The sequence below is a fragment of the Undibacterium sp. Jales W-56 genome (assembly GCF_025548535.1).
Lineage (GTDB): Bacteria > Pseudomonadota > Gammaproteobacteria > Burkholderiales > Burkholderiaceae_D > Undibacterium.
Genome location: NZ_JAJLQW010000004.1, coordinates 272,379 through 297,173 on the forward strand (window position 1 = coordinate 272,379; position 24,795 = coordinate 297,173).

26 protein-coding genes are annotated in these 24,795 nt (G+C 53.2%); 8 read left to right on the forward strand and 18 right to left on the reverse strand.

The features are described from left to right. From LPB67_RS12975 to LPB67_RS13040, 14 genes are all read right to left on the reverse strand, one after another. Positions 1-1,476, reverse strand: coding sequence for an NAD-dependent succinate-semialdehyde dehydrogenase (locus LPB67_RS12975; protein WP_262837679.1), 1,476 nt, complete (start codon positions 1,474-1,476; stop codon positions 1-3). 116 nt (positions 1,477-1,592) lie between these two features. Next, positions 1,593-2,804: a class I SAM-dependent RNA methyltransferase gene (locus LPB67_RS12980; protein ID WP_262837680.1), complete on the reverse strand. Its 1,212-nt coding sequence runs from the start codon at positions 2,802-2,804 to the stop codon at positions 1,593-1,595. A gap of 136 nt (positions 2,805-2,940) precedes the next feature. Beyond that, positions 2,941-3,543: a 2-hydroxychromene-2-carboxylate isomerase gene (locus LPB67_RS12985; RefSeq protein WP_262837681.1), complete on the reverse strand. Its 603-nt coding sequence runs from the start codon at positions 3,541-3,543 to the stop codon at positions 2,941-2,943. Between the two features lie 17 nt (positions 3,544-3,560). Continuing rightward, positions 3,561-3,983: a CopD family protein gene (locus LPB67_RS12990; RefSeq protein ID WP_262837682.1), complete on the reverse strand. Its 423-nt coding sequence runs from the start codon at positions 3,981-3,983 to the stop codon at positions 3,561-3,563. A 2-nt stretch (positions 3,984-3,985) separates the two neighbouring features. After that, on the reverse strand, positions 3,986-4,597 hold the full coding sequence (locus LPB67_RS12995; RefSeq protein WP_262837683.1) for a hypothetical protein: 612 nt from the start codon (positions 4,595-4,597) through the stop codon (positions 3,986-3,988). Positions 4,598-4,601: 4 nt separating this feature from the next. Then, on the reverse strand, positions 4,602-5,990 hold the full coding sequence (locus tag LPB67_RS13000; RefSeq protein WP_262837684.1) for an AAA family ATPase: 1,389 nt from the start codon (positions 5,988-5,990) through the stop codon (positions 4,602-4,604). A gap of 25 nt (positions 5,991-6,015) precedes the next feature. Continuing rightward, a complete protein-coding gene (locus LPB67_RS13005; protein WP_262837685.1) occupies positions 6,016-7,281 on the reverse strand; it encodes a glutamate-5-semialdehyde dehydrogenase in 1,266 nt (421 codons plus the stop codon). Positions 7,282-7,466: 185 nt separating this feature from the next. Continuing rightward, positions 7,467-8,483 carry a DNA polymerase III subunit delta gene (gene holA, locus LPB67_RS13010; RefSeq protein WP_262837686.1) on the reverse strand — a complete coding sequence of 339 codons (1,017 nt, stop codon included), beginning with the start codon at positions 8,481-8,483 and terminating at the stop codon, positions 7,467-7,469. Between the two features lie 105 nt (positions 8,484-8,588). After that, a complete protein-coding gene (gene lptE, locus LPB67_RS13015) occupies positions 8,589-9,092 on the reverse strand; it encodes an LPS assembly lipoprotein LptE (RefSeq protein WP_262837687.1) in 504 nt (167 codons plus the stop codon). 32 nt (positions 9,093-9,124) lie between these two features. Next, entirely contained in the window at positions 9,125-11,782 is a 2,658-nt protein-coding gene (gene leuS, locus LPB67_RS13020) for a leucine--tRNA ligase (RefSeq protein WP_262837688.1), read from the reverse strand. Positions 11,783-11,872: 90 nt separating this feature from the next. Next, positions 11,873-12,355, reverse strand: coding sequence for an ExbD/TolR family protein (locus tag LPB67_RS13025; RefSeq protein ID WP_262837689.1), 483 nt, complete (start codon positions 12,353-12,355; stop codon positions 11,873-11,875). A 7-nt stretch (positions 12,356-12,362) separates the two neighbouring features. After that, positions 12,363-13,025 (reverse strand): MotA/TolQ/ExbB proton channel family protein, encoded by a 663-nt coding sequence (locus LPB67_RS13030; protein WP_262837690.1) that lies wholly within the window; start codon positions 13,023-13,025, stop codon positions 12,363-12,365. Positions 13,026-13,088: 63 nt separating this feature from the next. After that, complete coding sequence (dapB, locus tag LPB67_RS13035; protein ID WP_262837691.1) at positions 13,089-13,895, reverse strand: 4-hydroxy-tetrahydrodipicolinate reductase; 807 nt, start codon at positions 13,893-13,895, stop codon at positions 13,089-13,091. A gap of 14 nt (positions 13,896-13,909) precedes the next feature. Next, on the reverse strand, positions 13,910-14,497 hold the full coding sequence (locus LPB67_RS13040; RefSeq protein ID WP_262837692.1) for an outer membrane protein assembly factor BamE: 588 nt from the start codon (positions 14,495-14,497) through the stop codon (positions 13,910-13,912). A gap of 188 nt (positions 14,498-14,685) precedes the next feature. Here LPB67_RS13040 and fur point away from each other — a divergent pair, with 188 nt between their 5' ends. Further along, on the forward strand, positions 14,686-15,123 hold the full coding sequence (gene fur, locus LPB67_RS13045) for a ferric iron uptake transcriptional regulator (RefSeq protein ID WP_262837693.1): 438 nt from the start codon (positions 14,686-14,688) through the stop codon (positions 15,121-15,123). A gap of 223 nt (positions 15,124-15,346) precedes the next feature. Here fur and LPB67_RS13050 read toward each other — a convergent pair whose 3' ends face one another. Continuing rightward, positions 15,347-15,727 (reverse strand): response regulator, encoded by a 381-nt coding sequence (locus tag LPB67_RS13050; protein WP_262837694.1) that lies wholly within the window; start codon positions 15,725-15,727, stop codon positions 15,347-15,349. 7 nt (positions 15,728-15,734) lie between these two features. Then, positions 15,735-16,754 (reverse strand): heat-inducible transcriptional repressor HrcA, encoded by a 1,020-nt coding sequence (gene hrcA / locus LPB67_RS13055; RefSeq protein ID WP_262837695.1) that lies wholly within the window; start codon positions 16,752-16,754, stop codon positions 15,735-15,737. Between the two features lie 148 nt (positions 16,755-16,902). Between hrcA and LPB67_RS13060 the strand changes: the two genes are divergently transcribed. The 3 genes from LPB67_RS13060 to arsC are packed head-to-tail and all read left to right on the forward strand — an operon-like array spanning position 16,903 to position 18,377. After that, on the forward strand, positions 16,903-17,232 hold the full coding sequence (locus LPB67_RS13060; protein ID WP_262837696.1) for an ArsR/SmtB family transcription factor: 330 nt from the start codon (positions 16,903-16,905) through the stop codon (positions 17,230-17,232). A 5-nt stretch (positions 17,233-17,237) separates the two neighbouring features. Further along, positions 17,238-17,933: an MIP/aquaporin family protein gene (locus LPB67_RS13065; RefSeq protein ID WP_262837816.1), complete on the forward strand. Its 696-nt coding sequence runs from the start codon at positions 17,238-17,240 to the stop codon at positions 17,931-17,933. A gap of 24 nt (positions 17,934-17,957) precedes the next feature. Further along, complete coding sequence (arsC, locus tag LPB67_RS13070) at positions 17,958-18,377, forward strand: arsenate reductase (glutaredoxin) (RefSeq protein WP_262837697.1); 420 nt, start codon at positions 17,958-17,960, stop codon at positions 18,375-18,377. Between the two features lie 60 nt (positions 18,378-18,437). Here arsC and LPB67_RS13075 read toward each other — a convergent pair whose 3' ends face one another. Continuing rightward, positions 18,438-19,124 carry an HAD family hydrolase gene (locus LPB67_RS13075; protein ID WP_262837698.1) on the reverse strand — a complete coding sequence of 229 codons (687 nt, stop codon included), beginning with the start codon at positions 19,122-19,124 and terminating at the stop codon, positions 18,438-18,440. A 117-nt stretch (positions 19,125-19,241) separates the two neighbouring features. On the opposite strand from LPB67_RS13075, the gene LPB67_RS13080 reads away from it, so the two are divergent. The 4 genes from LPB67_RS13080 (at position 19,242) to LPB67_RS13095 (ending at position 23,943) form a co-directional block, all read left to right on the forward strand. Beyond that, positions 19,242-20,135 carry an NAD kinase gene (locus LPB67_RS13080; RefSeq protein ID WP_262837699.1) on the forward strand — a complete coding sequence of 298 codons (894 nt, stop codon included), beginning with the start codon at positions 19,242-19,244 and terminating at the stop codon, positions 20,133-20,135. A gap of 112 nt (positions 20,136-20,247) precedes the next feature. After that, the gene (gene recN, locus LPB67_RS13085) at positions 20,248-21,894 is read left to right on the forward strand and encodes a DNA repair protein RecN (RefSeq protein WP_262837701.1); all 1,647 of its coding nucleotides are present in this window, start codon (positions 20,248-20,250) and stop codon (positions 21,892-21,894) included. A 76-nt stretch (positions 21,895-21,970) separates the two neighbouring features. Next, positions 21,971-23,077, forward strand: a complete 1,107-nt coding sequence (hemH, locus tag LPB67_RS13090) for a ferrochelatase (RefSeq protein WP_262837702.1) — start codon at positions 21,971-21,973, stop codon at positions 23,075-23,077. A gap of 20 nt (positions 23,078-23,097) precedes the next feature. Continuing rightward, a complete protein-coding gene (locus LPB67_RS13095) occupies positions 23,098-23,943 on the forward strand; it encodes a symmetrical bis(5'-nucleosyl)-tetraphosphatase (RefSeq protein WP_262837703.1) in 846 nt (281 codons plus the stop codon). A 13-nt stretch (positions 23,944-23,956) separates the two neighbouring features. Here the strand turns inward: LPB67_RS13095 and LPB67_RS13100 are convergent, their stop codons facing one another. Further along, positions 23,957-24,691: a lysophospholipid acyltransferase family protein gene (locus tag LPB67_RS13100; protein ID WP_262837704.1), complete on the reverse strand. Its 735-nt coding sequence runs from the start codon at positions 24,689-24,691 to the stop codon at positions 23,957-23,959. Positions 24,692-24,795: the final 104 nt, after the last annotated feature.

Genomic DNA, 24,795 nt, shown 5'->3' on the forward strand with positions numbered 1-24,795 from the left:
TTAAATTCCACCCATGCATAAATATTTCATTTCGAGATATTCATCCATGCCGTAACTCGACCCTTCGCGTCCTAAACCTGATTGCTTGACACCGCCGAATGGCGCGACCTCGTTCGAAATCAAACCCGTATTAATGCCGACCATGCCGTATTCGAGTTGCTCGGCAACCCGCCAGACGCGGCCGATATCGCGTGAATAAAAATACGAGGCCAGACCGAAATCGGTATTATTCGCAGCAGCGATCACTTCCGCTTCTGACTTGAACTTGACTACCGCAGCCACCGGGCCAAAGGTTTCTTCGCTCATGATCTGCATCGACTCTGTGACATTCGACAGCACCGTAGGTTCATAAAAAAGTGCGCCTGCCGCATGTTTCTTGCCGCCAGCCAGAATCCTGGCACCTTTAGCCAGGGCATCGGCGACATGTTCCTCTACTTTTGCCACGGCCTGCTCATCGATCATCGGCCCCTGATTAACACCCGCTGCGAGGCCATTGCCGACCTGGATTTTTTTCGCGCCTGCAGCGAGTTTCTCAACGAAAACATCGTAGATCGATTCATGCGCATAAAAACGATTGGTACATACGCAGGTCTGCCCGGCATTGCGGAACTTCGACAGCAAAGCGCCCTCGACCGCAGCATCCAGATCCGCATCGTCAAACACGATGAAAGGTGCGTGGCCGCCTAATTCCAATGCCAGTTTTTTCACTGTCGGTGCGCATTGCTGCATTAAAATCCGACCCACCGGTGTCGATCCGGTGAACGATAAATGACGTACTACCGGGCTATCGCACAGAACTTTACCGACTTCAATCGAGCGCTCCGAGTCGGCGGTAATCACGTTCATCACACCAGCAGGCACACCGGCACGATGCGCGAGCTCTGCCATTGCCAGTGCCGATAAAGGCGTCTGTTCTGCTGGCTTGATCACGATGCTGCAACCGGCAGCCATGGCCGGAGCGACCTTGCGCGTGATCATCGCAATCGGGAAATTCCATGGCGTGATCGAGGCGCAAACGCCGATAGGCTGCTTCAAGACGACCATGCGCTTGTCGCTCCAGGTCGATGCCATCACATCGCCGCAAACACGCTTGGCTTCTTCGGCAAACCATTCAATGAAACTGGCGCCGTAGATGACTTCGCCCTTCGCTTCGGCCAACGGCTTGCCCTGCTCTAATGTCATCAGGATTGCCAGGTCGTCCGCATTCGCGACCATCAGCTCGAACCATTTACGCATGATGGCGGCACGTTCTTTGCCGGTCTTCGCCGCCCATAGCGGGAAAGCCGCTTGCGCCGCGTCGATCGCGACCTGAGCCTGCTCACCGCCGAGATTAGGGACAGTCCCGACCAGCGCATGCGTGGCCGGATTCGTCACATCAAAATTGTTTGACGCACTAATCCAGGTACCGTTGATATATGCCTGATTACGCAACAAACCAGGATCTTTTAAATTGAAAGGGGGAAAACCTTGTTCCATGAAAAAATCTCCTATTGTATTTTTTAGTTTAGCAATGAATTGAGCATAAAGTGTGCTTAGAGCATAAAGCAAAACGGGCGAATCTGCTGTGCAGCTTCCGCCCGTTTTATCATGATTTAAGACAAGCTCTTAGGCTTGGCTTCTTCGCGCCGGTTAAATCCGGCGACCATATCGAAACGGAATAAACGACACTCCAATGCGCCGTTAAAGAACGGGGTTTTGCGCGACTCTTTCAGGCGCAGCATCTTCGGCAACCCCAGATCGGCTGTGAACAGGAACACGCTCCAGCCGGCAAAGCGCTGCTTCAAGGTCGAACTAAACGCGCTGAAAAAATCCTTCGCCATGTCATCTGGTTCTATGCTGCTGTCGCCACGCACACCGATACGTTCGCCGTACGGCGGATTGGTCAGCAAGACGCCTGGCAGCTCGGTCGGCGCTTTGATTTCCTGCGCCTCGATCTGCTTCAGCGGAACCTCGAAACGGATGCCTGCCTTATTCAGATTATTGCGTGTCATGACGATCATGTCGCCCGAAATATCGCTGCCAAAAATCGTCGGTTCTGCCGGCAGCGGATGCGGCTTAGCTTTAGCCTTGATCGCCTGCCATTCCTCGTCCTGAAAGCCGGCGAATTTCTCAAACGCAAATTCGCGACGCAAACCCGGTGGAATACCAGCGACCATCTGCGCCGCTTCGATCAGGATCGTGCCGGAACCGCACATAGGATCGAGCAAAGGTGTGCCCGGCTTCCAGCCCGTGGTGCGCAGCAAACCTGCGGCGAGATTCTCACGCAACGGCGCATCGCCGGTTTCCATGCGCCAGCCACGCTTGAATAAAGGCTCGCCCGAGGTATCGAGATAAAGCGTGAAGTTGCGCGCATCCAGAAAACCGACGATCCGCATATCCGGATTCTTGGTATCGACCGACGGCCGCTGGGTGAACTGATCGCGGAAACGATCGCAAATCGCATCCTTGATTTTCAGCGTCGTGAATTCCAGACTCTTGAGCGGCGACTTCACTGCGGTGACATCGACGCGAATTGTGTGATGATAGCCAAACCAATCTTCCCAAGGCTGCGCCAGAGTCAGGTCGTAAATATCGTTTTCGTTCAGGTAGCCGGCATGCGCCATGCGCAGCAAAACGCGGGATGCAATGCGGGAATGTAAATTGATGCTGTAAGCATCGCGCAACTCGCCGGAACAATGCACACCGCCCGGGACTTGCGTGTGCACATGCAGGGTTTTATCAAATTGGGCAATCTCATTCAACTCTTCAGCGAGAGCGACTTCCAGGCCGCGTGGGCAAGGGCAGAAATACGAGTAACGTGTCATGGGGAACCTTTTATCCAAATTAATTTTTAAAGGCTGAAGCTCTTGCTTAGCCGGTATTAAACATCAAACACTGCGTAAAAACCAAGGTGAGCATACGCAGCATTCGCTCACCTGATTACAATTACCACTACGAAAATTATTCTTGAAAAACACGTTCTAAAAAATCCAGACGATCCTGCCCCCAATAGCTTTCGCCATTGAAGACGAACCAGGGCACGCCGAATACATTATTCGCAATCGCCTCGTTCGTAAAACGCTCGTACTCGGCAGACACGCTGCCGGTTTCCGACGACTTCAGCAAGGCTTTGCCATCCAGATCGCAGTCGAGCGCAATGCCGGCCAGCGTATCGGCATCGGCAATATTTTTTTGCTCTGCCCAGACTGCGCGCATGATGGCGCCAGTCAACTGCAACGCGGTTTCGGTACCGTGCGTCAGCTGTGCGGCAATGATCAGCTGCGCGGCTGTATCGGCAGCGACCGGGAAAAACGTCGGCTGCAAATTCATAGGCAATTCCAGATGGGTACTCCAGCGCTGCATTTCCACCAGGCGGTAAGCCTGCCGTTGCGGCGCCCGTTTTGCCAGCGGCAGGCCGCCGGAAATCGCAAACACTTTACCTAAATCGACCGGCTTGAGATCAACTTTGACCGCATGCTTTTTCGCCAGATCGACGAAACGCTGATGTCCCAGATAAGCCCAAGGCGACTGCGGCGCAAAATAGTATTCACATACTCGGTTCATCGTCGTTCCCTGGCGAATTAAAACGGTTTAACTACCACGAGAACCACGACTGCGAGCAGCAAGAGCACGGGTACTTCGTTGAACCAGCGGAACCAGGTATGTGCGCGTTTGTTGTTACCCTGTTCAAATTTTTTCAGGATGCTGCCGCAGGCATGGTGGTAGCCGATCAGCAAAACGACGATAAAAAGCTTGGCATGCATCCAGCCGCTGCCAGGGCCACGTCCAATGCCTGTCGCCAACCAATACCAGACCCCAAATCCAATCGCCGGGATCGACAATATGCTCATAAAGCGATACAGCTTACGCGCCATCAGCAACAAGCGCTCAGTCGTAACGGCTTCATTTTCCATCGCCAGATTCACAAAAATACGCGGCAGGTAAAACAGCCCCGCGAACCATGAAATCACGAACACAATATGTAGCGCTTTAATCCAGAGCATAATTAAAATTTCCTAAATTGGAGAATGGTTTCAGTCTCAAATGCATCGAATGAAGAGAGGCCTTGGAGAGTTGAAAAATCTTCGGTTAATTCGGTAACACGCGCCCTTTGTAAGTGTGGATTAAATTTTGCCAATGCTCGACCAGTTTTTTCTGAAGATGCGAGTAAAGCATCAAATAAAATTTCCTTAGGGTTAGCAAGTACTTCCCATTTATTTTTTGGCGGCAAACTTAACTTTACTTTTCCATTGCGATTACCGGCGGCTGCTCGTATTGCCATTTCATCTGACAGAAGCCAAGCTTCTGTCATCCTGATTGGAATAATCGGCACGTATTTGTCAATGCTAAGATTTACTGCTGAACTGATTTCTTTCATTCGGTCAGCATATGATTGATTCTCCACATCTCTGTGAACAAACAATACATCGCAAGGAAACTGCTCTAATGCAACAACTAATCGACGCTGTAAATCTAAGCCGATTTGCCCCAGGTCACGGGCAAATTGGCTTTGAAAATTCAATGTAGGAAAATTTTTACGAATCACCCAATCAATAATTGGTATTAACATCGCGTCTGAACTGCCATCTGCCAGCAAGGTATAACGAATAATTTTCATCGTCTTATTTACTTAACAAATCTAATTGATGTTTGTATTGCTGGATTAATCCAATCCGACCTTGATGAGACTCGTCATCTACAGCGCCAACTTGCAAGTAGTCCAGTAAAACACCAAAAGCTGCTGTATCAGCACCAGCACTCTCACTACGCCAAGTATTTTCGACGGGCCTGAAAGCCGATAAAGAAGCACCTTCACGCTTGTATGCTTGAGAAACGATAATATCTTCAGACGCAATGTGTTTAACTACCAAAGGAGAATGAGTATTAATGATAATCTGGCGCAACGGATTATCGTTATTAATCGCAAATTCCGTATCCACCGCCATTTGATATAACAATTCTACGATAGCAGGGATACGCGCAGGGTGAATTCCATTTTCTGGTTCTTCCAAACAAATTACGCCACCTGACTCAGGATCAGCACCGATAATGGAAAGCGCCAAAAATCTCAACGTACCATCAGATAAAGCCCTGGCTTCGTGTTTTATCTGATTCATGCTCTCCAAATATAAGGTTTTTAATTGCCTCTTTTCGTCGACATCTACAAATACGTTCTTTACATCAGGCAAGAGATTCGCTAATTGATTGGCGATTTCCTGATTTTTACCCAACCGATCTAAAGTTGCAGGTAAATGTTCACCATACTCAGAAACATGATTTTTAGAAAGAAAATCATCCGGCTTCCTGAGTGAGCTGGATTCCAGTTGCAGTAAGGTCCAGGATTGCATCTCACGTCTGGCGGCCAAAGCAGTAGGTCGATCAATCGTGTTGATATTACTCAGTATGGTGCGGTCTGCTTTTGAAATTGGAATACTGATCGCATTACCACTGGTCTGATCCTGGCGGATTTTGACGACGTTAGAATTTTCTTCTGTATAGATAAAATCAATCTTGCTGCTACCCACATAAGCAGAATCAAAAAATTCTTTGGTAAGAGAAAAACCCAATTCCGACTTGGCACTACCTTTTTGAATAAAGTCCAAAGACTCGTGAACCAGCTCGATACCCTCTGGCGTTGTCGCAGTAGATTTTATGTACCTCAGACCAATTTTGTAGCGGAGATAAGTCACTTTAGGTTTCGCCTCTCGACTAAAATCATCAATGACTTTATCTCCCACCAACATATCTGCTTCAAACTCCATCAATTGAGCTTGACTGGAAAATGTCTGGGTAAATAAAGAAGCGATGCTGGTTCTTTGTTTACCACTGTTTCTTATACTATTTGCTGCCTCAATGATGGAAGTATTAGATAAACCTTTGAGAAAAAGAATTGCATCAAATAGATTCGATTTTCCGACACCATTTGCGCCAGCAATGCATGTAAAAGGTCCGAAGCGCACCTCAACATCTTCCAGACTTTTAAATCCTTTGACACGCAATCTCGTCAACATGGCTGTTCCCTATTTTTGATTTGAACTAAGCACGAACTTGGCCGTTGCCAAATACAACATACTTTAATGATGTCAGGCCTTCCAATCCCACCGGTCCGCGCGCATGCAATTTATCGTTCGAGATGCCGATCTCGGCACCCAGGCCGTATTCAAAACCGTCGGCGAAACGGGTCGAGGCATTGACCATCACCGAGGCCGAATCGACTTCACGCAAGAAGCGCATGGCGCGGGTGTAGTCTTCGGTAATGATGGATTCGGTATGTTGCGATGAATAGTGATTGATGTGCTCAATCGCTTCATCCATACCGGCCACCACTTTGACCGCCAGGATCGCCGCCAGATACTCGGTGCGCCAGTCTTCTTCAGTCGCACTGGCTAAATGCGGATAACCCGCCAAAATCTGTTGGGCCGCCGGATCGCAGCGCAATTCGACTTGCTTGCTGGCATACAGCGTCGCCAATTCCGGCAAAATTTGCGGGGCGATGCCACGCGCTACCAGCAAGGTTTCCATGGTATTGCAGGTGCCGTAGCGATGGCATTTGGCGTTGAAGGCGATATCCAGTGCTTTTTTCGGATCGGCCTTGTCATCGATATAGACATGGCAAATGCCGTCCAGATGTTTGATCATCGGCACTTTGGATTCGCGCATCAGGCGCTCAATCAAGCCTTTGCCGCCGCGCGGCACGATCACATCGACATACTCGGGCATGGTGATCAGTTCGCCGACCGCAGCGCGATCGGTGGTCTCGACCACTTGCACCGCGTCCGATGGCAGACCGGCGCCCGCCAGACCTTGTTTGACTAATTTTGCCAGGGCCTGGTTGCAGTGAATCGCCTCCGATCCGCCGCGCAGAATCGTCGCATTGCCGCTCTTGATGCACAAGCCTGCGGCATCGACCGTGACATTCGGCCGCGCTTCGTAAATGATGCCGATCACGCCCAGAGGCACCCGCATCTGGCCGACCTGGATGCCGCTCGGACGGAATTTCATATTCGAGATTTCGCCAATCGGGTCGGACAAGCTGACGATTTGCTCCAGGCCGTCTGCCATGGTGGCAATCGCTTGGTCGGACAAAGTCAGTCGATCCAGCATGGCGGCGTCCATCCCATTCGCGCGCGCGGCGGCCAGATCGAGTTCGTTCGCGGCGCGTAAGGTCGCAGCCTCGCGGCGTATAGCCGCGGCGATCAGCGACAAGGCTTGATTCTTGGCAGCGGTATTCGCCTTCGCCATGGCACGCGAGGCCTTGCGGGCGCGTATGCCCAGGTCCTTCATGTAGTCTTTGATATCCATGTGTGTTTCTTTGTGTGTTTCTTTATCGGTTGCCACGGGCCATATGATGATTAAACAGATACTCCACCGTGTATATTTTTAATGCGCAATACCAATATGCGGATCAATGCCTATTTTTTGACATACTCCCCAATAATTACTTGGCTCGCGCGGCGCGCCTGGCGGCACCCTGCATGGTGCAGATGCTACCCGCGCGCTACCCTGAGGCCCAACTGCAACAGCGCATCCCAGGCATCGCCCGCAAACGCTTTGGCACGCAAACCCTTGACCATCTTATCGACTTGCGCGGCTTCTTGCAGCGCGGCTTCCAAAGTGGCGAGGCTGACCCGGCGCAATGCCGGCTCCATCAATTTTTCACGCGGGCCCCAGATCCGGTATTCCTTGAGCAGCATGCCCAAGGACTTGCCCTGACTCATGCCGGACTTCAGTTTCAACAAGGTGCGCAGTTCTTCGGCGACCGCCCACAATACCAGCGGCAGCGCTTCGCCCTCGCCTTTCAAGCCTTCCAGCATACGCACCAGACGGGACACATTGCCGGCCAGCATGGCTTCATTCAGTTTGAAGACGTCGTAGCGCGCCACGTTCAGGACCGCATCATGGATCTGTTCAAAACTCAGCTTGCCTGGCGGATGCAGCAAGGCGAGTTTTTGGATTTCCTGGTGTGCCGCCAGCAGGTTGCCTTCGACCCGGTCGGCGATAAAATCCAGGCTCTGCCGATCGGTATTTTGTCCTTGCATAGACAGACGCAGGGAAATCCAGTTGGGCAATTGCGCCCGCTCTACCAGCGGGATCTCGATATATACCGCCGCCTGTTGCAAGCTGGTGACCCAGGCCGCCTTTTGCGTCGCCCAGTCGAGTTTGGGTAACGTGATCAGGGTCAGGTTATCGGGCGATAAATTGCCCGCATATTCTTGCAAAGCCGCACCGCCATCCTTGCCGGGCTTGCCGGTCGGGATGCGCAGATCGATCAGCTTTTTATCGCCGAATAAAGACTGCGATTGATTCGCGGCGAGTAGTGCGCCCCATTTAAAGCTGCGCTCTACGGTCAGGATTTCACGCTCCAGAAATCCCTGCGCTTTGGCGGCACGGCGGATTTTGTCCGCAGTTTCCAATGCCAACAGATGCTCGTCGCTGGTGATGACGTACAAAGACGCCAGCGATTTAGTCAGATGAGCGTCGATTGCATCAAAGCGTAATTGCATATCATTGTTCTCCAAGGATGACAAAGTCATCCTCAGTCTTCGCCCTCTCCCGCCTGCGGGAGAGGGATGGGGATGAGCGCGGAGCGAGGGAATGCATCCGCATCATCAATCCATTTTCAGCACAGCCAGGCGGCGCATGATTTGCTGGACCAGATCGCTTTGCATATCGCGATACAGCAGCGCTTCTTCCGCTTCTTTTGCCAATACCTGGGATTCGTTAAAGCTGATATTGCGCTTCAGGCTGATGTCGGTCGGCGCCAGCAATTCTTTACCAGCCTCGTTACGCACCCTGAAACGAAACGTGTACAGCAGATTGTATTCACGTGCCCGGCCCTGGTTGTTCAGCGACAAAATCACTTTCTCACGCGTCTCGCCCAAGACCTCGATGATCACATCAACATTCTTGGCTTCGTTGACGATGAGGGTTTTGCCGTTCGCGCGAATATTGCGCTTTAACTCACCACCGAGCGGCGAACTGTCCGGCAAGCCAACATAGATGCTGGAAAACGGGAATACCACCGGCCCGCGCAAAGCAAAACCGCAGGCAGATAGCATCAGCGCCGCGATCACGGCGATCAGTGAAGCCCAATGCTTATGTATACGATGCATACGCCCGCCCGAAGATAAGATCGTCATCATGATCAGGCGACGATGTTGATGAGTTTGCCCGGCACCACGATGATTTTTTTCGGCGTACCTTCGACAAAACGCTGCACATTCTCATTCGCCAGAGCCAGCGCTTCTATCGTCGCCTTATCCGCATCCTTGGCCACCGTGATGCTGCCGCGCAGCTTGCCGTTGACCTGGATCATCATTTCGATTTCTGTTTGCACCAGGGCCGCTTCATCGACTTGCGGCCAAGGTGTATTTAACAGATCGGTGAACGCGACAGCGTAGCCCAACTCTTCCCATAAGACATGCGTCAAATGCGGACAGGCTGGATACAAGACGCGCAACAGGACGCCGAAGGCTTCGCGCAAGACGGCTGCATGGCCCGCGCCTTCGAGCTGGAAGGCTTCCATCGTATTCAGCAACTTCATCGCGCCGGACACCACGGTGTTGTATTGCATGCGCTCATAGTCGTAGCTGACCTGGCGCAAAATGGTATGCACTTCGCGACGCAGGGTTTTGCTGTCGGCACTTAAGTCAGCGGTGACGGAACTCGCAGAACGCAATAATTCGGCATTTTTAAAACCAAAGTTCCAGACCCGGCGCAAGAAGCGGTGCGCGCCCTCAACCCCGGAATCATTCCACTCCAGGGTCTGCTCAGGTGGCGAGGCGAACATTACAAACAAGCGGGCGGTATCGGCACCGTATTGGTTGATCAGTTCTTGCGGATCGACGCCGTTGCTCTTCGATTTGGACATGGTGGTCATCTCGTATTCGAGTGCCGAGCCATCCGATTTCAGGGTCGCGCCGGTGATCTGGCCTTGTTCATTGGTGATGACATTGACTTCATCTTCCCAGAAATAATTCTTACCCGCGCCTTCCGGCTTCTGGAAGAACGCGCCCTTCAAGACCATGCCTTGCGTCAGCAATTTGGAGAACGGTTCATGCGCATCGATCAGCTTCAGGTCGCGCATCACCTTGGTCCAGAAACGCGCATACAACAGATGCAGAATCGCGTGTTCGATACCGCCGATGTATTGATCCATCGGCATCCAGTATTTGCTGCCTTCCGCGACCATCGCCTGATCGTTGCTGGCGTCGCAATAGCGCATGAAATACCAGGAACTGTCGACGAAGGTATCCATGGTGTCGGTTTCGCGCTTGGCAGGCTTGCCGCAACTTGGGCAGTCGACATGCAGGAAATCGAGACGTTTATTCAGCGGATTGCCGGAACCATCGGGGATGCAATCTTCCGGCAAGACCACCGGCAGATCTTTTTCCGGCACCGGCACCGCACCGCAAGCGTCGCAATGGATGATAGGAATAGGCGTACCCCAGTAGCGCTGGCGGCTGATGCCCCAGTCGCGCAGGCGCCAGGTGGTTTTTTTCTGGCCCAATTCTTTGGCTGCCATCAGTTCAGCGACTTTGCTGACTGCCTGTTTGCAGGTCAGTCCATTCAATTCGCCGCTATTGATGGTCAAGCCGCGCTGCTTGTCGCCATACCATTCGGCCCAGGCGTCAGTGGAATAGGTTTCGCCTTCTACGGCAACCACTTGTTTGATAGTCAGATTGTATTTTTGTGCGAAGAGGAAATCACGTTCATCATGCGCCGGTACACCCATGACCGCGCCGTCGCCGTAGCTCATCAACACGTAGTTACCGACCCAGACTTCGATTTGTTCGCCGGTCAAGGGATGCGTGACGAACAAGCCAGTCGGCTGGCCTTCTTTTTCACGCAAGGCCAGCTCGGCTTCGGTGGTGCCGCCTTTTTTGCATTCTTCGATGAAGGCAGCCAGACCCGCATTACCCGCTGCGGCCTGCGTTGCCAACGGGTGCTCCGGTGCCACCGCGCAGAAGGTCACGCCCATGATGGTGTCGGCACGGGTGGTGAACACGTACATCTTGCCGTCCTGGATCAGCTTGCCGCTGGCATCTTTGATGTCATGTGTGAAGGCAAAGCGTACGCCCTCGGATTTGCCGATCCAGTTTTCCTGCATCAGGCGCACGCGCTCTGGCCAGCCGGACAGATAATTCGGATCTTCCGGATTCGCCACGGCAGACAACAACTCTTCAGCGTAGTCGGTGATGTTCAAGTAGTAGCCGGGAATTTCGCGCTTCTCAACCAGAGCGCCGGAGCGCCAGCCGCGACCGTCGATCACCTGTTCATTGGCGAGTACGGTTTGGTCAATTGGGTCCCAGTTCACGACTTGGGTGCGGCGTTCGCAAATGCCGGCTTCCAGCATTTTCAGGAACAGCCATTGATTCCATTTGTAGTATTCCGGCGAGCAAGTCGCGACCTCACGCGACCAGTCGATCGCCAGGCCCATGGCTTGCATCTGGGTCTTCATGTAGGCGATGTTGTCGTAAGTCCATTTGGCAGGCGGCACCTTGTTTTTGATCGCGGCATTTTCTGCCGGCAGACCAAAGGCATCCCAGCCCATCGGCATCAGAACGTTATAACCATTCATGCGCAGTTGGCGCGCCAGCATGTCGTTGATCGTGTAATTGCGCACATGACCCATGTGCAACTTACCCGATGGATAAGGCAGCATAGAGCAGGCGTAGTACTTTCCTTTCGGGAAGCGCGGGTCGTTTTCCACGGCCTTATACGCGTCAATTTTTTTCCAATGGGATTGCGCAGATTGCTCGATGTCGGCTGGTTTATATACTGAGCTGAATTTTTCTTGCATGGCGGGCTATATTTTCTAAATGCGAGGGAATCTTTTGAACCTTCGATTATAACTGGTTCAGGGAGGCTGCTGGCTGCGGGACGCCTGAGCCTAGCGATTTTTTGCCGGTGCCGGCGGTTTCATTTCAGACTGGCCGCCAGAGCCTGCTGCGCCAGGATCGGTTACAAAGCCGATTTTATCCAAACCCTGCGCCTGCGCAACCGCCATGACCTGGGCGATGATCTCGTAGCGCGTTGCCTTATCGGCACGCAATTGCAGCTCCGGCTGCGGTTGTTTTTGCGCAGCCTCGCTCAGCCTGACTTCCAGGTCGCGAAAGCTGATCGGGCTGCTACCCCAGAATAGCTGCCCCTGCGCATTGAAGGATAGGCTGATGGTTGTGGGTTTTTCTGGTGCAGCGGTGGCTTTGGCGGCAGGCAATTCCAATTTGATCGCCTGGGTCATTAAGGGAGCGGTGATGATGAAGATCACCAGCAATACCAGCATCACGTCGACCATGGGCGTGACATTGATGTCGGCCATTGCTGCCGGCACTTTGGTAGTGAAATCATTACGGCTGAATTTACCGAAGGCCATGATCCGCTCAGGCCTTGGTTAAATGGGCATGCAAGTCATAGGCAAACGCATCCAGCTCGGCCTGACAGATTCGGTTCAGCCGGTTAAACGCGTTATACGCCAGCACCGCCGGAATCGCCACCAATAAGCCGAGTGCAGTCATCATCAAGGCCTCGCCTACCGGTCCAGCGACTTGCGCAATCTGTACGTTACCGGCCGTTGCAACCGTCGTCAGCGCATGACAAATACCCCAGACCGTCCCCAATAAACCGACGAACGGCGCGGTGGCGCCGATCGAGGCCAGCAGGCTCAAACCCGCTTCCAGCCTGACTGTGGCGCGATTCAACTGTTGTCGTAATACGCGGGTCAGCAGATCGTCGAGACTGGCTTTGGCATTCAGGTGTGATTGCTGCGGTGCTTGCGCGATTGCTGCCAGTGCAATCGATTCTCGCGCCAGCGGAACGTACATCTCTTCAAAATCGGCCTGATGCAGCAAGGCGAGTGCATCGGCCAGGCTCGGCGCTTGCCAGAAATTGGATAAGGACGCGGCAGCGCGGCGGATACGCCAGAACGACCAGGATTTGTACAGCAAAATGAACCAGCTCACTAGGGACATCGCCAGCAGTACATAGGCAATGAAGTGACTGAATTCATCCACTTGCGCCCAGTAGTGGGCAATCGTCGGATTCATAATAGGGTGAGCGGATTCAGGCGAACCGCGCAATAGCACGGGGCGCACTCAAGCGGCACCGGTTTAATGCAAACCCAGCACATCATACATATCGTACAAGCCGGTCTGCTTATCCGCCAGGAAGCGGGCTGCACGCAAACTGCCGTGCGCATAATTGATGCGGCTGGACGATTTGTGGCTGATTTCCACGCGCTCACCGATACCGGCAAACATCACGGTGTGATCGCCGACGATATCGCCGCCGCGTATCGTGGCAAAGCCGATCGAGGATGGATCGCGCTCGCCGGTCACGCCTTCGCGTGCAAATACGCCGACTTCGTTCAAATCACGGCCGAGCGCATCGGCGATGACTTCGCCCATTTTCAGGGCGGTACCGGACGGCGCATCGACTTTATGACGATGATGCGCTTCGATGATCTCGATGTCATAGCCTTGCGCAAAACTCTTGGCCGCCATTTCCAATAATTTCAACGTCACGTTGACGCCGACACTCATATTCGGCGCAAACACGATCGCTGTTTTACTCGCAGCGGCGGCGATCGCCGCCTTGCCTTCTTCATCAAATCCGGTAGTGCCGATGATCATCTTGATCCCATGTTCGGCACAATAGGCGAGATGCGTCAGCGTTCCTTCGGGTCGGGTAAAGTCGATTAAGAATTGCGCATCGGCCAGGCCTTTGGATAAGTCGGATTCAATCAACACGCCAGCTGGCTTGCCCATACTGGCCGCCGCATCGGTGCCGATGGAAGGCGAAGCGGCGACATCAATCGCACCCGCTAATACCATATCGTCGGCAGCAGCGATCGCTTCTATCAACATTTTACCCATGCGGCCGGAGGCGCCGGCCACGGCAATTTTCAATGCGCTCATGCTTGTCATCCCGATTATTTTTTCTTGTCTTTATCCGTGGTCAGGATAGAAGATTCAGCCCTGACGCCGATCGCGGAAGTCGTGATGTGGGCGAGATAGTCTTTCTCGGTCGGCAAGTTGCCGCCTTCAAAACGTTGCACCGTATTATTTTTAAAGAATACTGCGACGCGGCTGGTGATCAGATCGCCATTCGGCTTTTGCAGGCGGAAAGGATAATCCCAGCGGTCTTCATGGAACATATCTGTCAGCAAAGCCGTGCCCAATAAAAAGCGCACCTGCTCACGGGTCATGCCTACCTTGAGCTGCGACATCATTTCTTGCGAAACAAAGTTACCTTGTTGAATCGTAATCCGATACGGCGAGATATAGCCCAGGAATTTGGAAACTCCCGAGCGCGTCACAACTTGCGCATCGGTCGATGCCGCTGTCTTTGACGTTTCGGTGCTGGCCACATTGGCGTCCGGGGCGACTGCAAGCTTGGTCGTTGGCTGTGTATCGACCATAGGATTGAACAGCGCACAGCCAGACAAGCTTAAGGCAAAAACCATCGCCGTCAATCGTAATGGCGTGCCTCTGGATGCTTCGGGGAACAACAATCGCATAGTGTTAACCTCAATGTGTGTGCAACAGTGTACAGTTTGCAAATAGTTCACGGCATCAGCCGTGGCCCAACTCAAACGGATCTGCGGCGAATCGCAGGGAAATCGCCAAAAAATCAGCGCGTGATTTACTTTGAGTTAAGCTTTAAACCCTATATCATAAAGCAGATAGACTCTTTTTAACCGAAAACATGACGAATTCCACTACCGATCTCAAATCCAGCGGCCTCAAAGCGACTTTGCCAAGATTGAAAATTCTGGAAATTTTCCAAAACAGTTCGATTCGCCATCTGACAGCAGAAGACGTCTATAAAATCCTGCTGAATGAAAATATGGACGTCGGCCTAGCGACGGTTTATCGTGTTCTGACTCAATTTGAGCAAGCCGGCTTATTGCATCGCAACCATTTTGAAACTGGCAAAGCGATTTTTGAGCTGAACGAAGGCACGCACCATGACCATCTGGTTTGTTTGGACTGCGGTTTGGTCGAAGAGTTCTTCGATGAGCAGATTGAAAAACGGCAACAACTGGTCGCACTCGAACGTGGCTTTACCATTGCAGAACATGCGCTGGCGCTGTATGGCAACTGTACTAAACAAAATTGCCCGCATAAAACGCGTAAGATTTGAATGGTGCAATAAGCAATTAGGGCAGACTGAATAATTTCCGGCTGAATTTTAGATTAATTACCAAGACGTGCGCAAAACCCCAGACCTCTCATCCCAGAGATGCGGAGACGCAGAGAAAAAGCAAGAAGAAAGATTTCATCGGGTGTTGATATTAAAACGAAACCGCAAGCTGGATGCGGCTGTTGGCGCGAAATACCCTTGAAAGCCGCATCCAGCCTGCGGGTTACTTGTGAATTCTTACCGCGACGCCGGCAACCGTATCCAGTACACGTTGTGCGTTAAACGGTTTTACGATAAAGCCTGCGATCCCTGCCTTGACAGCCTCGCTGACCGTCTCCTGATCTTTATTGGCTGTGACCATCAATATTTTCACCTCCGGCAATACCTCTTTGATCCGCGGCAGAATTTCTAGGCCGCTGATTTTTGGCATCACGACATCGAGCAAAATAATGTTCGGTTTAAACTGGACCGCCAGCTCCAAGCCCGCGATGCCGTCAGCCGCTTCACCCACCACCTCATAATCTTCGCTCAAGATGAGGCGCAACACTTCACGCGTCGCTTCGTTGTCATCCACAATCAGGATGGAGATGTCTTTGCTATCCATACGTTTTTTACTGGCTGAGGGCATTGGAAAGCAATTTCGCCGTAATATCCACAATCGGAATGACGCGCTCATACGCCATGCGCGTCGGCCCTATAACCCCCAGGGTGCCGACAATTTTGCCGTTGACGCCATACGGTGCAGTCACAATACTCATCTCATCCATCGGCACCAATTGCGATTCGCCGCCGATAAAGATCTGCACCCCGGTTGCCTTGCTGGAGACATCCAATAGCTGCATCAAGCCGGTTTTCTGCTCGAACATATCGAACAATTTTCGCAAGGAAGTCATATTGTTCGACAAGTCCTGCACATTGAGTAAATTGCGCTCACCCGAAATGACCACTTCATCCGATTGATCCGACATCGCATCGCTGCCGGCCTCAACTGCCGCCTGCATCAGGCGCGTCATGTCGTTTTGCAATTGGCGTAACTCGCTATTGATACGCAACCTGGCATCTTCAAAACTCAAGCCGCCAAAATTCTGATTCAGATAATTCGCGGCTTGCACCAGCTGCGATGCGTTGTAATCGACATCGGTCAGCAGCAGGCGATTATGCACCTCGCCATTGGGCGCCACCACCACCAGCAAAATCCGCTTTTCAGACAGCCGCAAAAACTCTACCTGCTGAAAAATAGATTCATGCCGCGGCGTCATGACGACGCCGGCAAATTGCGACAGCGACGATAAAACCTGGGCCGCGTTAGAGATGATCTTTTGCGGGGAATTGGCGAACACATGCGCCTGCATCCGCGACTCCAGCGCGGTGCCGTCGATTTCCTGCACCGTCAGCAATTTATCGACAAACACACGGTAACCGCGCGGCGTAGGAATGCGCCCCGCCGACGTGTGCGGACTGGCGACAAAGCCCATCTCCTCCAGATCCGCCATCACATTGCGTATGGTTGCGGGCGATAGCTCCAGGCCGGAGATTTTAGACAAGGCACGTGAACCTACCGGCTGACCATCAGCAATATAGCGTTCTACCAGGGCTTTTAATAATGTTTGTGCGCGGATATCAAGTTGCATGAAGATATTCTATGCCAGTGCGGACAAAATCACTTAAAAATCTATGGATAACAAGCTCTGCTGAGGAAATTGCGATTGATACCGAGAGAAAATCCGTTTACTTTGATATTTCAATCAATATAGAATTATTGAATTAAAAAGGAATAGTATGGAAACCAAACAAGCGGTTGCCGCACTCGCTGCCATTGCGCAAGATTCCAGGCTCGCCATCTTCCGCCTGCTGGTACAAAGCGGGCCGGATGGCGTGATCGCCAGCAAAATCAGCGAAAGCCTGGGGATTGCGCCATCGTCACTGTCGTTTCATCTGAAAGAACTGACGCACGCCAAGCTGATCAGCGCTACCCAGGATGGCCGCTTCATGATCTATGCCGCCAATTTCGCGACCATGAATGCGCTGCTTGGTTTTTTAACGGAAAACTGCTGTGGTGGCAACGCCTGCGCAATACCGCTGGCGAATCAAGCGGAGACTGCGACATGAGTTCAATGAGTTTGTCACGACGACTGGTTGCAGAGGGCTTGGGCACTGCCTTCTTGCTCGCCATCGTGGTCGGCTCGGGCATTATGGCTGAGCGGCTGGCTGGCGGCAACGCGGCGATCGCCCTGCTGGCGAATGCGATTGCCACCGGCGCTGGCCTGGTTGCGCTGATTCTGATGTTGGGTGGCGTCTCGGGTGCGCATTTCAATCCGGTCGTCAGTTTATCGGAAGCCTGGCAAAAAAATCTGCCGTCGGCCGAAGTGCTTCCCTATATTACCGTGCAAATCCTGGGCGCTTTCGCCGGCGTCGCCGCGGCACATGGCATGTTCGATGATCCGGTGTTTTTTGCCTCGGAGCATATCCGTACCGGCATCGCGCAATGGTGGAGTGAATTTATCGCGACCTTCGGTCTGATCGGCGTGATTATCGGATGCTCACGCAGTCGCCCGAACCTGACGCCGTTTGCCGTGGCGGCCTATATCACCGCGGCCTATTGGTTCACCTCGTCGACCTCCTTCGCCAATCCCGCAGTGACGCTGGCACGCGCTGCCAGCAACAGTTTTGCCGGCATCCGCCCAGTCGATGCGCCCGGATTTATCATGGCCCAATTACTCGGCGCTGCTGCGGCGACCTGGCTATTTGGCTGGCTCTATCCCCCCGGCAAAGTCGCATTTGACAAAGAATCAACAACCCGCGCCGACTGAACTCAACTAAGGACGTTTCCCAACATGACGATCACCATTTACCACAACCCAAAGTGCGGCACCTCGCGCAACACCCTAGCGCTGATTCGCAACACCGGCGAAGAACCGCACATCATTGACTATCTGAGCCATCCACCCAGCCGTGAAAAACTACGAGAATTGATCGCGGCTATGCATCTCCAGCCACGTGAATTGCTGCGTAAAAAAGGCACGCCTTACGAAGAACTGCAGCTCGACGATAGCAAATGGTCCGATGAAGAGCTGATCGATTTTATGATCGCCCATCCCATCCTGATCAATCGCCCCATCGTGGTCACGCCTGTCGGCACCAGACTATGCCGCCCGTCCGAGCTGGTGCTGGATATTCTGCCGCTACCGCAATTGGGTGAATTTATCAAAGAAGACGGCGAAAAAGTCATTGATGCGGACGGCTGTCGCGTCTGAGTATAGGATTAAGCTGGCCACAATTGTGCGATAGTCGCCATTCAAATCTAAAGCTCTTTCTCAAAACATTGCCACCACATCATGCAAGCTAGTGACCACCGCATGCGGTTTGATGTGTGCATGATGCGGCTTGTCTTGCGCTAGCTGGTGGCGATTCATCCAGACGCCTTGCATGCCGACTTTTTGCGCGCCCTCTACGTCGAGCAATAGATCGTCGCCGACATACATGACTTGCTCAGGCGCCAGCTTCAGTGCGTGACAGGCCGCGGTAAAAATCCGCGGATCCGGTTTTGCGCAGCCGAAGCGATGTGCGGCGAGCGAGACTTTGAAATGCGCTGCGAGTCCGATTTCGTTCAGGTCGGCAAACCCGTTCGACACTGAGCCCAGGCTGACCCGCTGTCCCAGCGTCTGTAGCCCCGGCAAAACATCGTCATACAGGCTGACTTTATTTCTGGCATCAGCAAATACCGCCATTGCCTCATCGGCCTTGCTCACATCGACTTTAAATTCTTTAAACAGCCTGGATAACAAAGCGTGGCGCAGCGACCAGAGATCGTATTCAAAACGCGGATTGGTTTTCACCAGTTTTTCACGATAAGTCCGCATCCGCTCTATCGAATAATGCCGGGCGACTTCGGGGGTATTGAACATCATCCACTGATACAGAGTCGCCTCGGCATATTGGATCACCGGCGCGACCGGCCACAAGGTGTCGTCTAAATCAAATAGAACTGCCTGGATCTGCATCTTTGCTCACTTTTCCTTTATTTCCTGCTGCGTCAGGGTATTTGGAATATCCAAATCAGATGCAATTATGGTCTAATCTGAGTCATCCCGTCATTCCAGCGACCAAATCTGACCCTTATGACTTCTTCGGCCAAAACCATCGCACTCGTCGGCAAGTACAACGCCGCAGGTATAACCGAATCCCTGACCGAACTTGCCGGCTTCCTGCATCAGGCTGGTCACACCGTGGTGTTTGAAGAAGAAACCGCGCAAAACATTCTGTTAGACGGTTTTACCATCATGAGTGCCGCCGAGATAGGGAGGCTGGCCGATGCCGCGATCGTGCTCGGCGGCGATGGCACCATGCTGGGCATTGCACGTCAGCTGGCGCCCTATAACGTTCCGCTGATCGGGATTAACCAGGGGCGGCTCGGATTTATTACCGACATCCCGATGGACAGAATGTTTCCCGTCATCACAGAAATGCTGGAAGGTAAATATGAGTCCGAACGGCGCAGCCTGCTGCAAGGAATGGTGATCCGTGACGGTAATCAGATTTTCAGCGGCATGGCATTCAATGACATCGTGGTGTCGCGCGGCGCCGGATCGGGCATGGTTGAGCTGCGGGTCGATGTCGATCATCACTTTATGTATAACCAGCGTTCCGATGGCTTGATCGTCTCGACCCCGACCGGATCGACCGCGTATGCGCTCTCTGCCGGCGGGCCTTTGCTGCACCCTAGCCTGAGCGGTATCGTGATGGTGCCGATTGCGCCGCATGCCTTGTCCAATCGCCCTATCGTGTTGCCTGACTCCAGTGAAATCGTGATTGAGATCGTGGGAGGGCGCGACATCAGCGTGAATTTCGATATGCAATCCTTCGCCAGCCTGATGTACCAGGACAAAATCATCATCCAGCGCTCGGCGCATACGATCACCTTTTTGCATCCGCGTGGCTGGAATTACTATGACACGTTGCGCGAGAAGTTGCACTGGAATGAATACCCCTCGGTCGAAGGGGCTTTACGTTAAAATACCATGATGTTTTGCTGGACCTGACCTGTCGGTGCAGCCATCATGGTGACGCTACATTCACTATGTTGCGATTCCGGTTTCCTTCAATTTTTATTCCCTGTAACCACCTATGCTGCGCACGCTTGCTATCCGTGATTTTGTTATCGTCGATGCGATAGAACTGGAATTCTCCGCGGGTTTCTCCGTGTTTACCGGTGAAACTGGTGCGGGCAAATCGATCCTGATTGATGCCCTGAGTCTGACTCTGGGCGGCCGCGGCGACGCCAGCATGGTGCGCGAGGGTGCGGCACGGGCAGACATCTGCGCCGAGTTCTCGGTCGATGACAACGCCATGGCGTGGCTGAGCGCCAATGATTTTGCCAATGATGATCGGGAATTGATGCTGCGCCGCGTGATCGACAATGCAGGCCGCTCGAAAGCCTATATCAACGGCATCCCGGCAACGGCCAGCCAATTACGTGAACTCGGTGAATTATTGGTCGATATTCACGGTCAGCATGCGCATCAATCTTTATTGAAATCCGATGCCCAACGTGCGCTGCTCGATATGCAAGGCGGCCTGCAAACTCAGACGCAAGAGGCCGGGAAATTATTCAAGACCTGGCGCAATCTGGTCAGGCAAAGAGAAGAGTTCGAGCGCGATTCTAAAAATGTCTTACTAGAACGCGAGCGTCTGGAATGGCAAGTCAAAGAGCTCGATAAATTGCAGATCCAGCCCGGCGAATGGGAGAGCATCAGCCATGAGCATAGCCGTCTGGCACACGCTGCCAGCCTGCTCGAAGGTGCCCAGGAAGCTGCCGATCTGATTTCGGAAGCCGATCACCCCATGCTGTCGCAACTCTCGTCCTTGCATCAGCGTTTATTGAAATTACTCGAATACGATGTGGCGCTGCAACCGGTCGTCGATGCACTCGATTCGGCCCGGATTAATTTGCAGGAAACCAGCTATGCGCTGAATGATTACCTGAACCGGATTGAACTGGATCCGGCACGCTTACGTACCGTTGAAGCCCGCCTGGAAATCATGCATGCCACTGCGCGTCGCTTCCACGTCGCACCAGAATCCCTGCATTTGGAATTAGCAACTCTGTCGCAACAATTGCAGCAATTAGCCGATGCTTCAGATATCGAGGCCTTAAAAACCCAGGAAAAAAATGCCTATGCAGCTTACGAACAAGCCGCGCAAAAATTGTCCAAAGCGCGCCATAAAGTCGCTAAAGAATTGTCGGCGGCAGTCACCGCCGCGATGCAGGATCTCAGCATGAGCGGCGGCAGTTTTGCGATCGCATTGCATCCCAGCGAAGCGGCCAGCCATGGGCTAGAGCAAATTGAATTCCAGGTTGCCGGTCACGCCGGCGTCCAGCCACGTTCCCTCGCAAAAGTCGCATCGGGCGGTGAACTGGCCCGTATTTCGCTAGCGATCTCGGTGATTACCTCGTGCGCGACCGCCACGCCGACCTTGATCTTTGATGAAGTCGATAGCGGCATCGGCGGCGGCGTTGCCGAAGTTGTCGGACGCCTGTTAAAACGCCTTGGGCAAGATCGTCAGGTCTTATGCGTCACGCATTTACCGCAAGTGGCGAGCCAGGCGAATCAGCACTTCCAGGTCAGCAAAGACAGCAGCAATGGCAAAACCCTGTCGCAGATCGACAGGCTCGACTCCAAGCAACGCGTAGAAGAAATCGCCCGTATGCTGGGCGGCATAGAGATCACCGCAACCACCCGTAAACACGCCAGAGAATTGCTGGCATCCTGAAGCGGTTAATCTGCTAAACGTATCTATTCAAAAGTCTCCGCTTAATTTCATCTACTGATAACACCAATAAAAAACTATGCGCTTCCTGAAAGAACCCGATCATACGCACGGCAAAGCGACTAAAACCGGCGTCGTCCTGATCAATCTCGGTACACCCGATGCGCCCACCAGCCCGGCAGTCCGGCGCTACCTGAAAGAATTTTTGTGGGACCCGCGTGTGGTCGAGGTGCCGCGCCTGATCTGGTGGTGTATTTTGCACCTGATCATCCTGCCGTTTCGCTCGGGTCAGTCAGCCAAAAAATATGCTTCGATCTGGAGCAAAGAGGGTTCGCCGTTAAAAGTCCATACAGAAAAGCAAGCGATCCTGCTCAAAGGCTATCTGGGTGAACGCGGGCATGAGGTGCAGGTCGCCTATGCGATGCGCTACGGCTCGCCGAATATCCCGACGGTACTGCAAAAACTCAAGGAAGAAGGCTGCGAACGGATTTTGATTTTGCCGGCCTATCCGCAATACTCGGCAACCACGACGGGATCGAATGCCGACGCCGTCTTCAGCTATTATCAACGCACCCGCAACATGCCGGAACTGCGTCTGGTACGCAGCTATCACGACCATGACGCCTACCTCCGCGCCCTGCGTTTTTCGATCATGAACCACTGGCAAAATAATGGCCGCCCTGAAAAACTCGTCATGAGTTTTCACGGCTTGCCAAAAGCCTTCCTGATGCGCGGCGATCCTTACCATTGCGAATGCTATAAAACCGCCCGCCTGCTGGCAGAGCAGCTGGGACTCAGCAAAGACCAGTATGTCGTCACTTTCCAGTCGCGCCTCGGGCGTGCCGAATGGTTGCAACCGTACACGGCTCCCACCGTTAAGGCGCTGGCGCAGCAAGGAACCAAGCGCATCGACGTGGTTTGCCCGGGCTTCATCGCCGATTGCCTGGAGACGCTGGAAGAAATCGCGATCGAAGTACGCGATGAATTCTTGCATGCCGGAGGTAAAGAATTTAACTATATCCCCTGCCTGAATGAGTCGCCGGAATGGCTGCGTGCGCTGGCTGAAATTACCGAACAGCACCTGATCGGCTGGCCGACCATGTTGAGCGTCAGCATGCGTGACAAACAAAAACAAGATGCCTTGATCAGCCGCTCGGAATCCAGGCGTCTCGGCGCAACCCATTGATCCAGAAACCGAAACACAGTATGCATGCAACGCCATCAGGCAAATCCGACACCTACTTCATCGGCGACCTCCAGGGTTGCGCTGAGCAGTTACAGCAACTGCTGACGAAGATAGAGCGGCAGTCGCCGCAGGCCCGGTATTTGTTTGCCGGCGATCTGGTCAATCGCGGACCGCAGTCATTGGCAACCCTGCGGCTAGTCAAGCAATTGCATGAGCAGGGCCGTGCCGACAGCGTGCTGGGCAATCACGACCTGAATCTGCTGGCGGTCGCAAACGGGATACGTACGGCGCATCGTAGCGATACGCTGGACGATATCCTGAACGCACCGGAGCGCGGCGAATTACTCGACTGGTTGCGGCATCGACCGCTGGCCATCTGCCAGGACGATCATCTGTTGGTCCATGCCGGGCTAGTGCCGCAATGGTCGGTGCAGCAGACGATGGGATTGGCGCATGAAGTAGAGGTGCAATTACAAAGCGCTGACTGGGTCGCGCTGCTCAGCCGGATGTATGGCAACACGCCCGCTCAATGGGATGATCAATTGCGCGGTGCCGACCGCCATCGTTGCATCATCAACGTACTGACACGCATCCGTTTTTGCAGTGAGGACGGCATCATGGATTTCGCGAGCAAAGACGGCGCCGCTGCCGCACCAAGCGGCTACTTGCCGTGGTTCGATGTGCCGCGAGCGAGTGACGGCAGCACAGTGGTATTCGGACATTGGTCAACATTGGGATTGGTCTTGAGACCGAACTTGATCAGCCTCGATACCGGTTGCGTGTGGGGCGGCAAACTGACTGCCGTGTCATTGCAAAACCGGGACGTGGTACAGATCGCTTGTCCGCAACAACAAAAACCCGGCTAGTTTTAGGGCCAACTTATTCGGTGACGCCGAGCTGTTGCATCACCGCCGCCCGCGCTACCAGGGCGACTTCACGCCGGTGTGCGCCCTCGGTAGGGATCGACGGCAGACGCACCAATTCCGCGGTCATTTTGGGTGCTTGCAAAATCGCATGCATGCTTTCCACAAACGTCATGTCGCCGATAAAATCGGCTGCCGCATGCAAGCGTCCTTGCGCATCGACGTAGCGCACCACCAGCGGCTGCACCGGGACACGCGCTTCGATCGCGGCTTCAAACAGGTTCGCATGAAACGGCAGCACGCGACCCTGTGCCGCCGTGGTACCTTCGGGGAAAAAAGCGATGCGCTTACCGGCTTCGATCTGATGCACCAAACCCTCGTAGATACGGCGCACGTCGCGTTGCCTGCCGCGCTTGAGAAAAATGGTACCGGCTTTTTCGCATAGCCAACCTAACAGAGGCCAGCCGCGGATATCGGCTTTGGCGACGAAGTGACAGGGGTGCAGAGTATTGATGACAAAGATATCCAGCCAGGACACATGGTTGGACACGATCATGGCACGCTCTGCGACCTCGCCGTCGCTGCGATCTTTGAACACCACAGTGACAGTACAAATCGCCAGCAATTTTTGCGACCAGCGACGCACCAGGCGTTCGTGCGTCTGCACCGATGTAAATGGAAACACCACGGCACAAGTCAATAATCCGGCGAATAAATGGATCATCACCCGTGCGAAACGCCAAGCTATCATGCCTATCCTGTTTTTATATACTTAGTAGGAGTATTTTTTATCGCCGCGATATAATTTGCGCGAATAAGGCATTTTATGCCCATACTCCCCTATTTTTCGATACT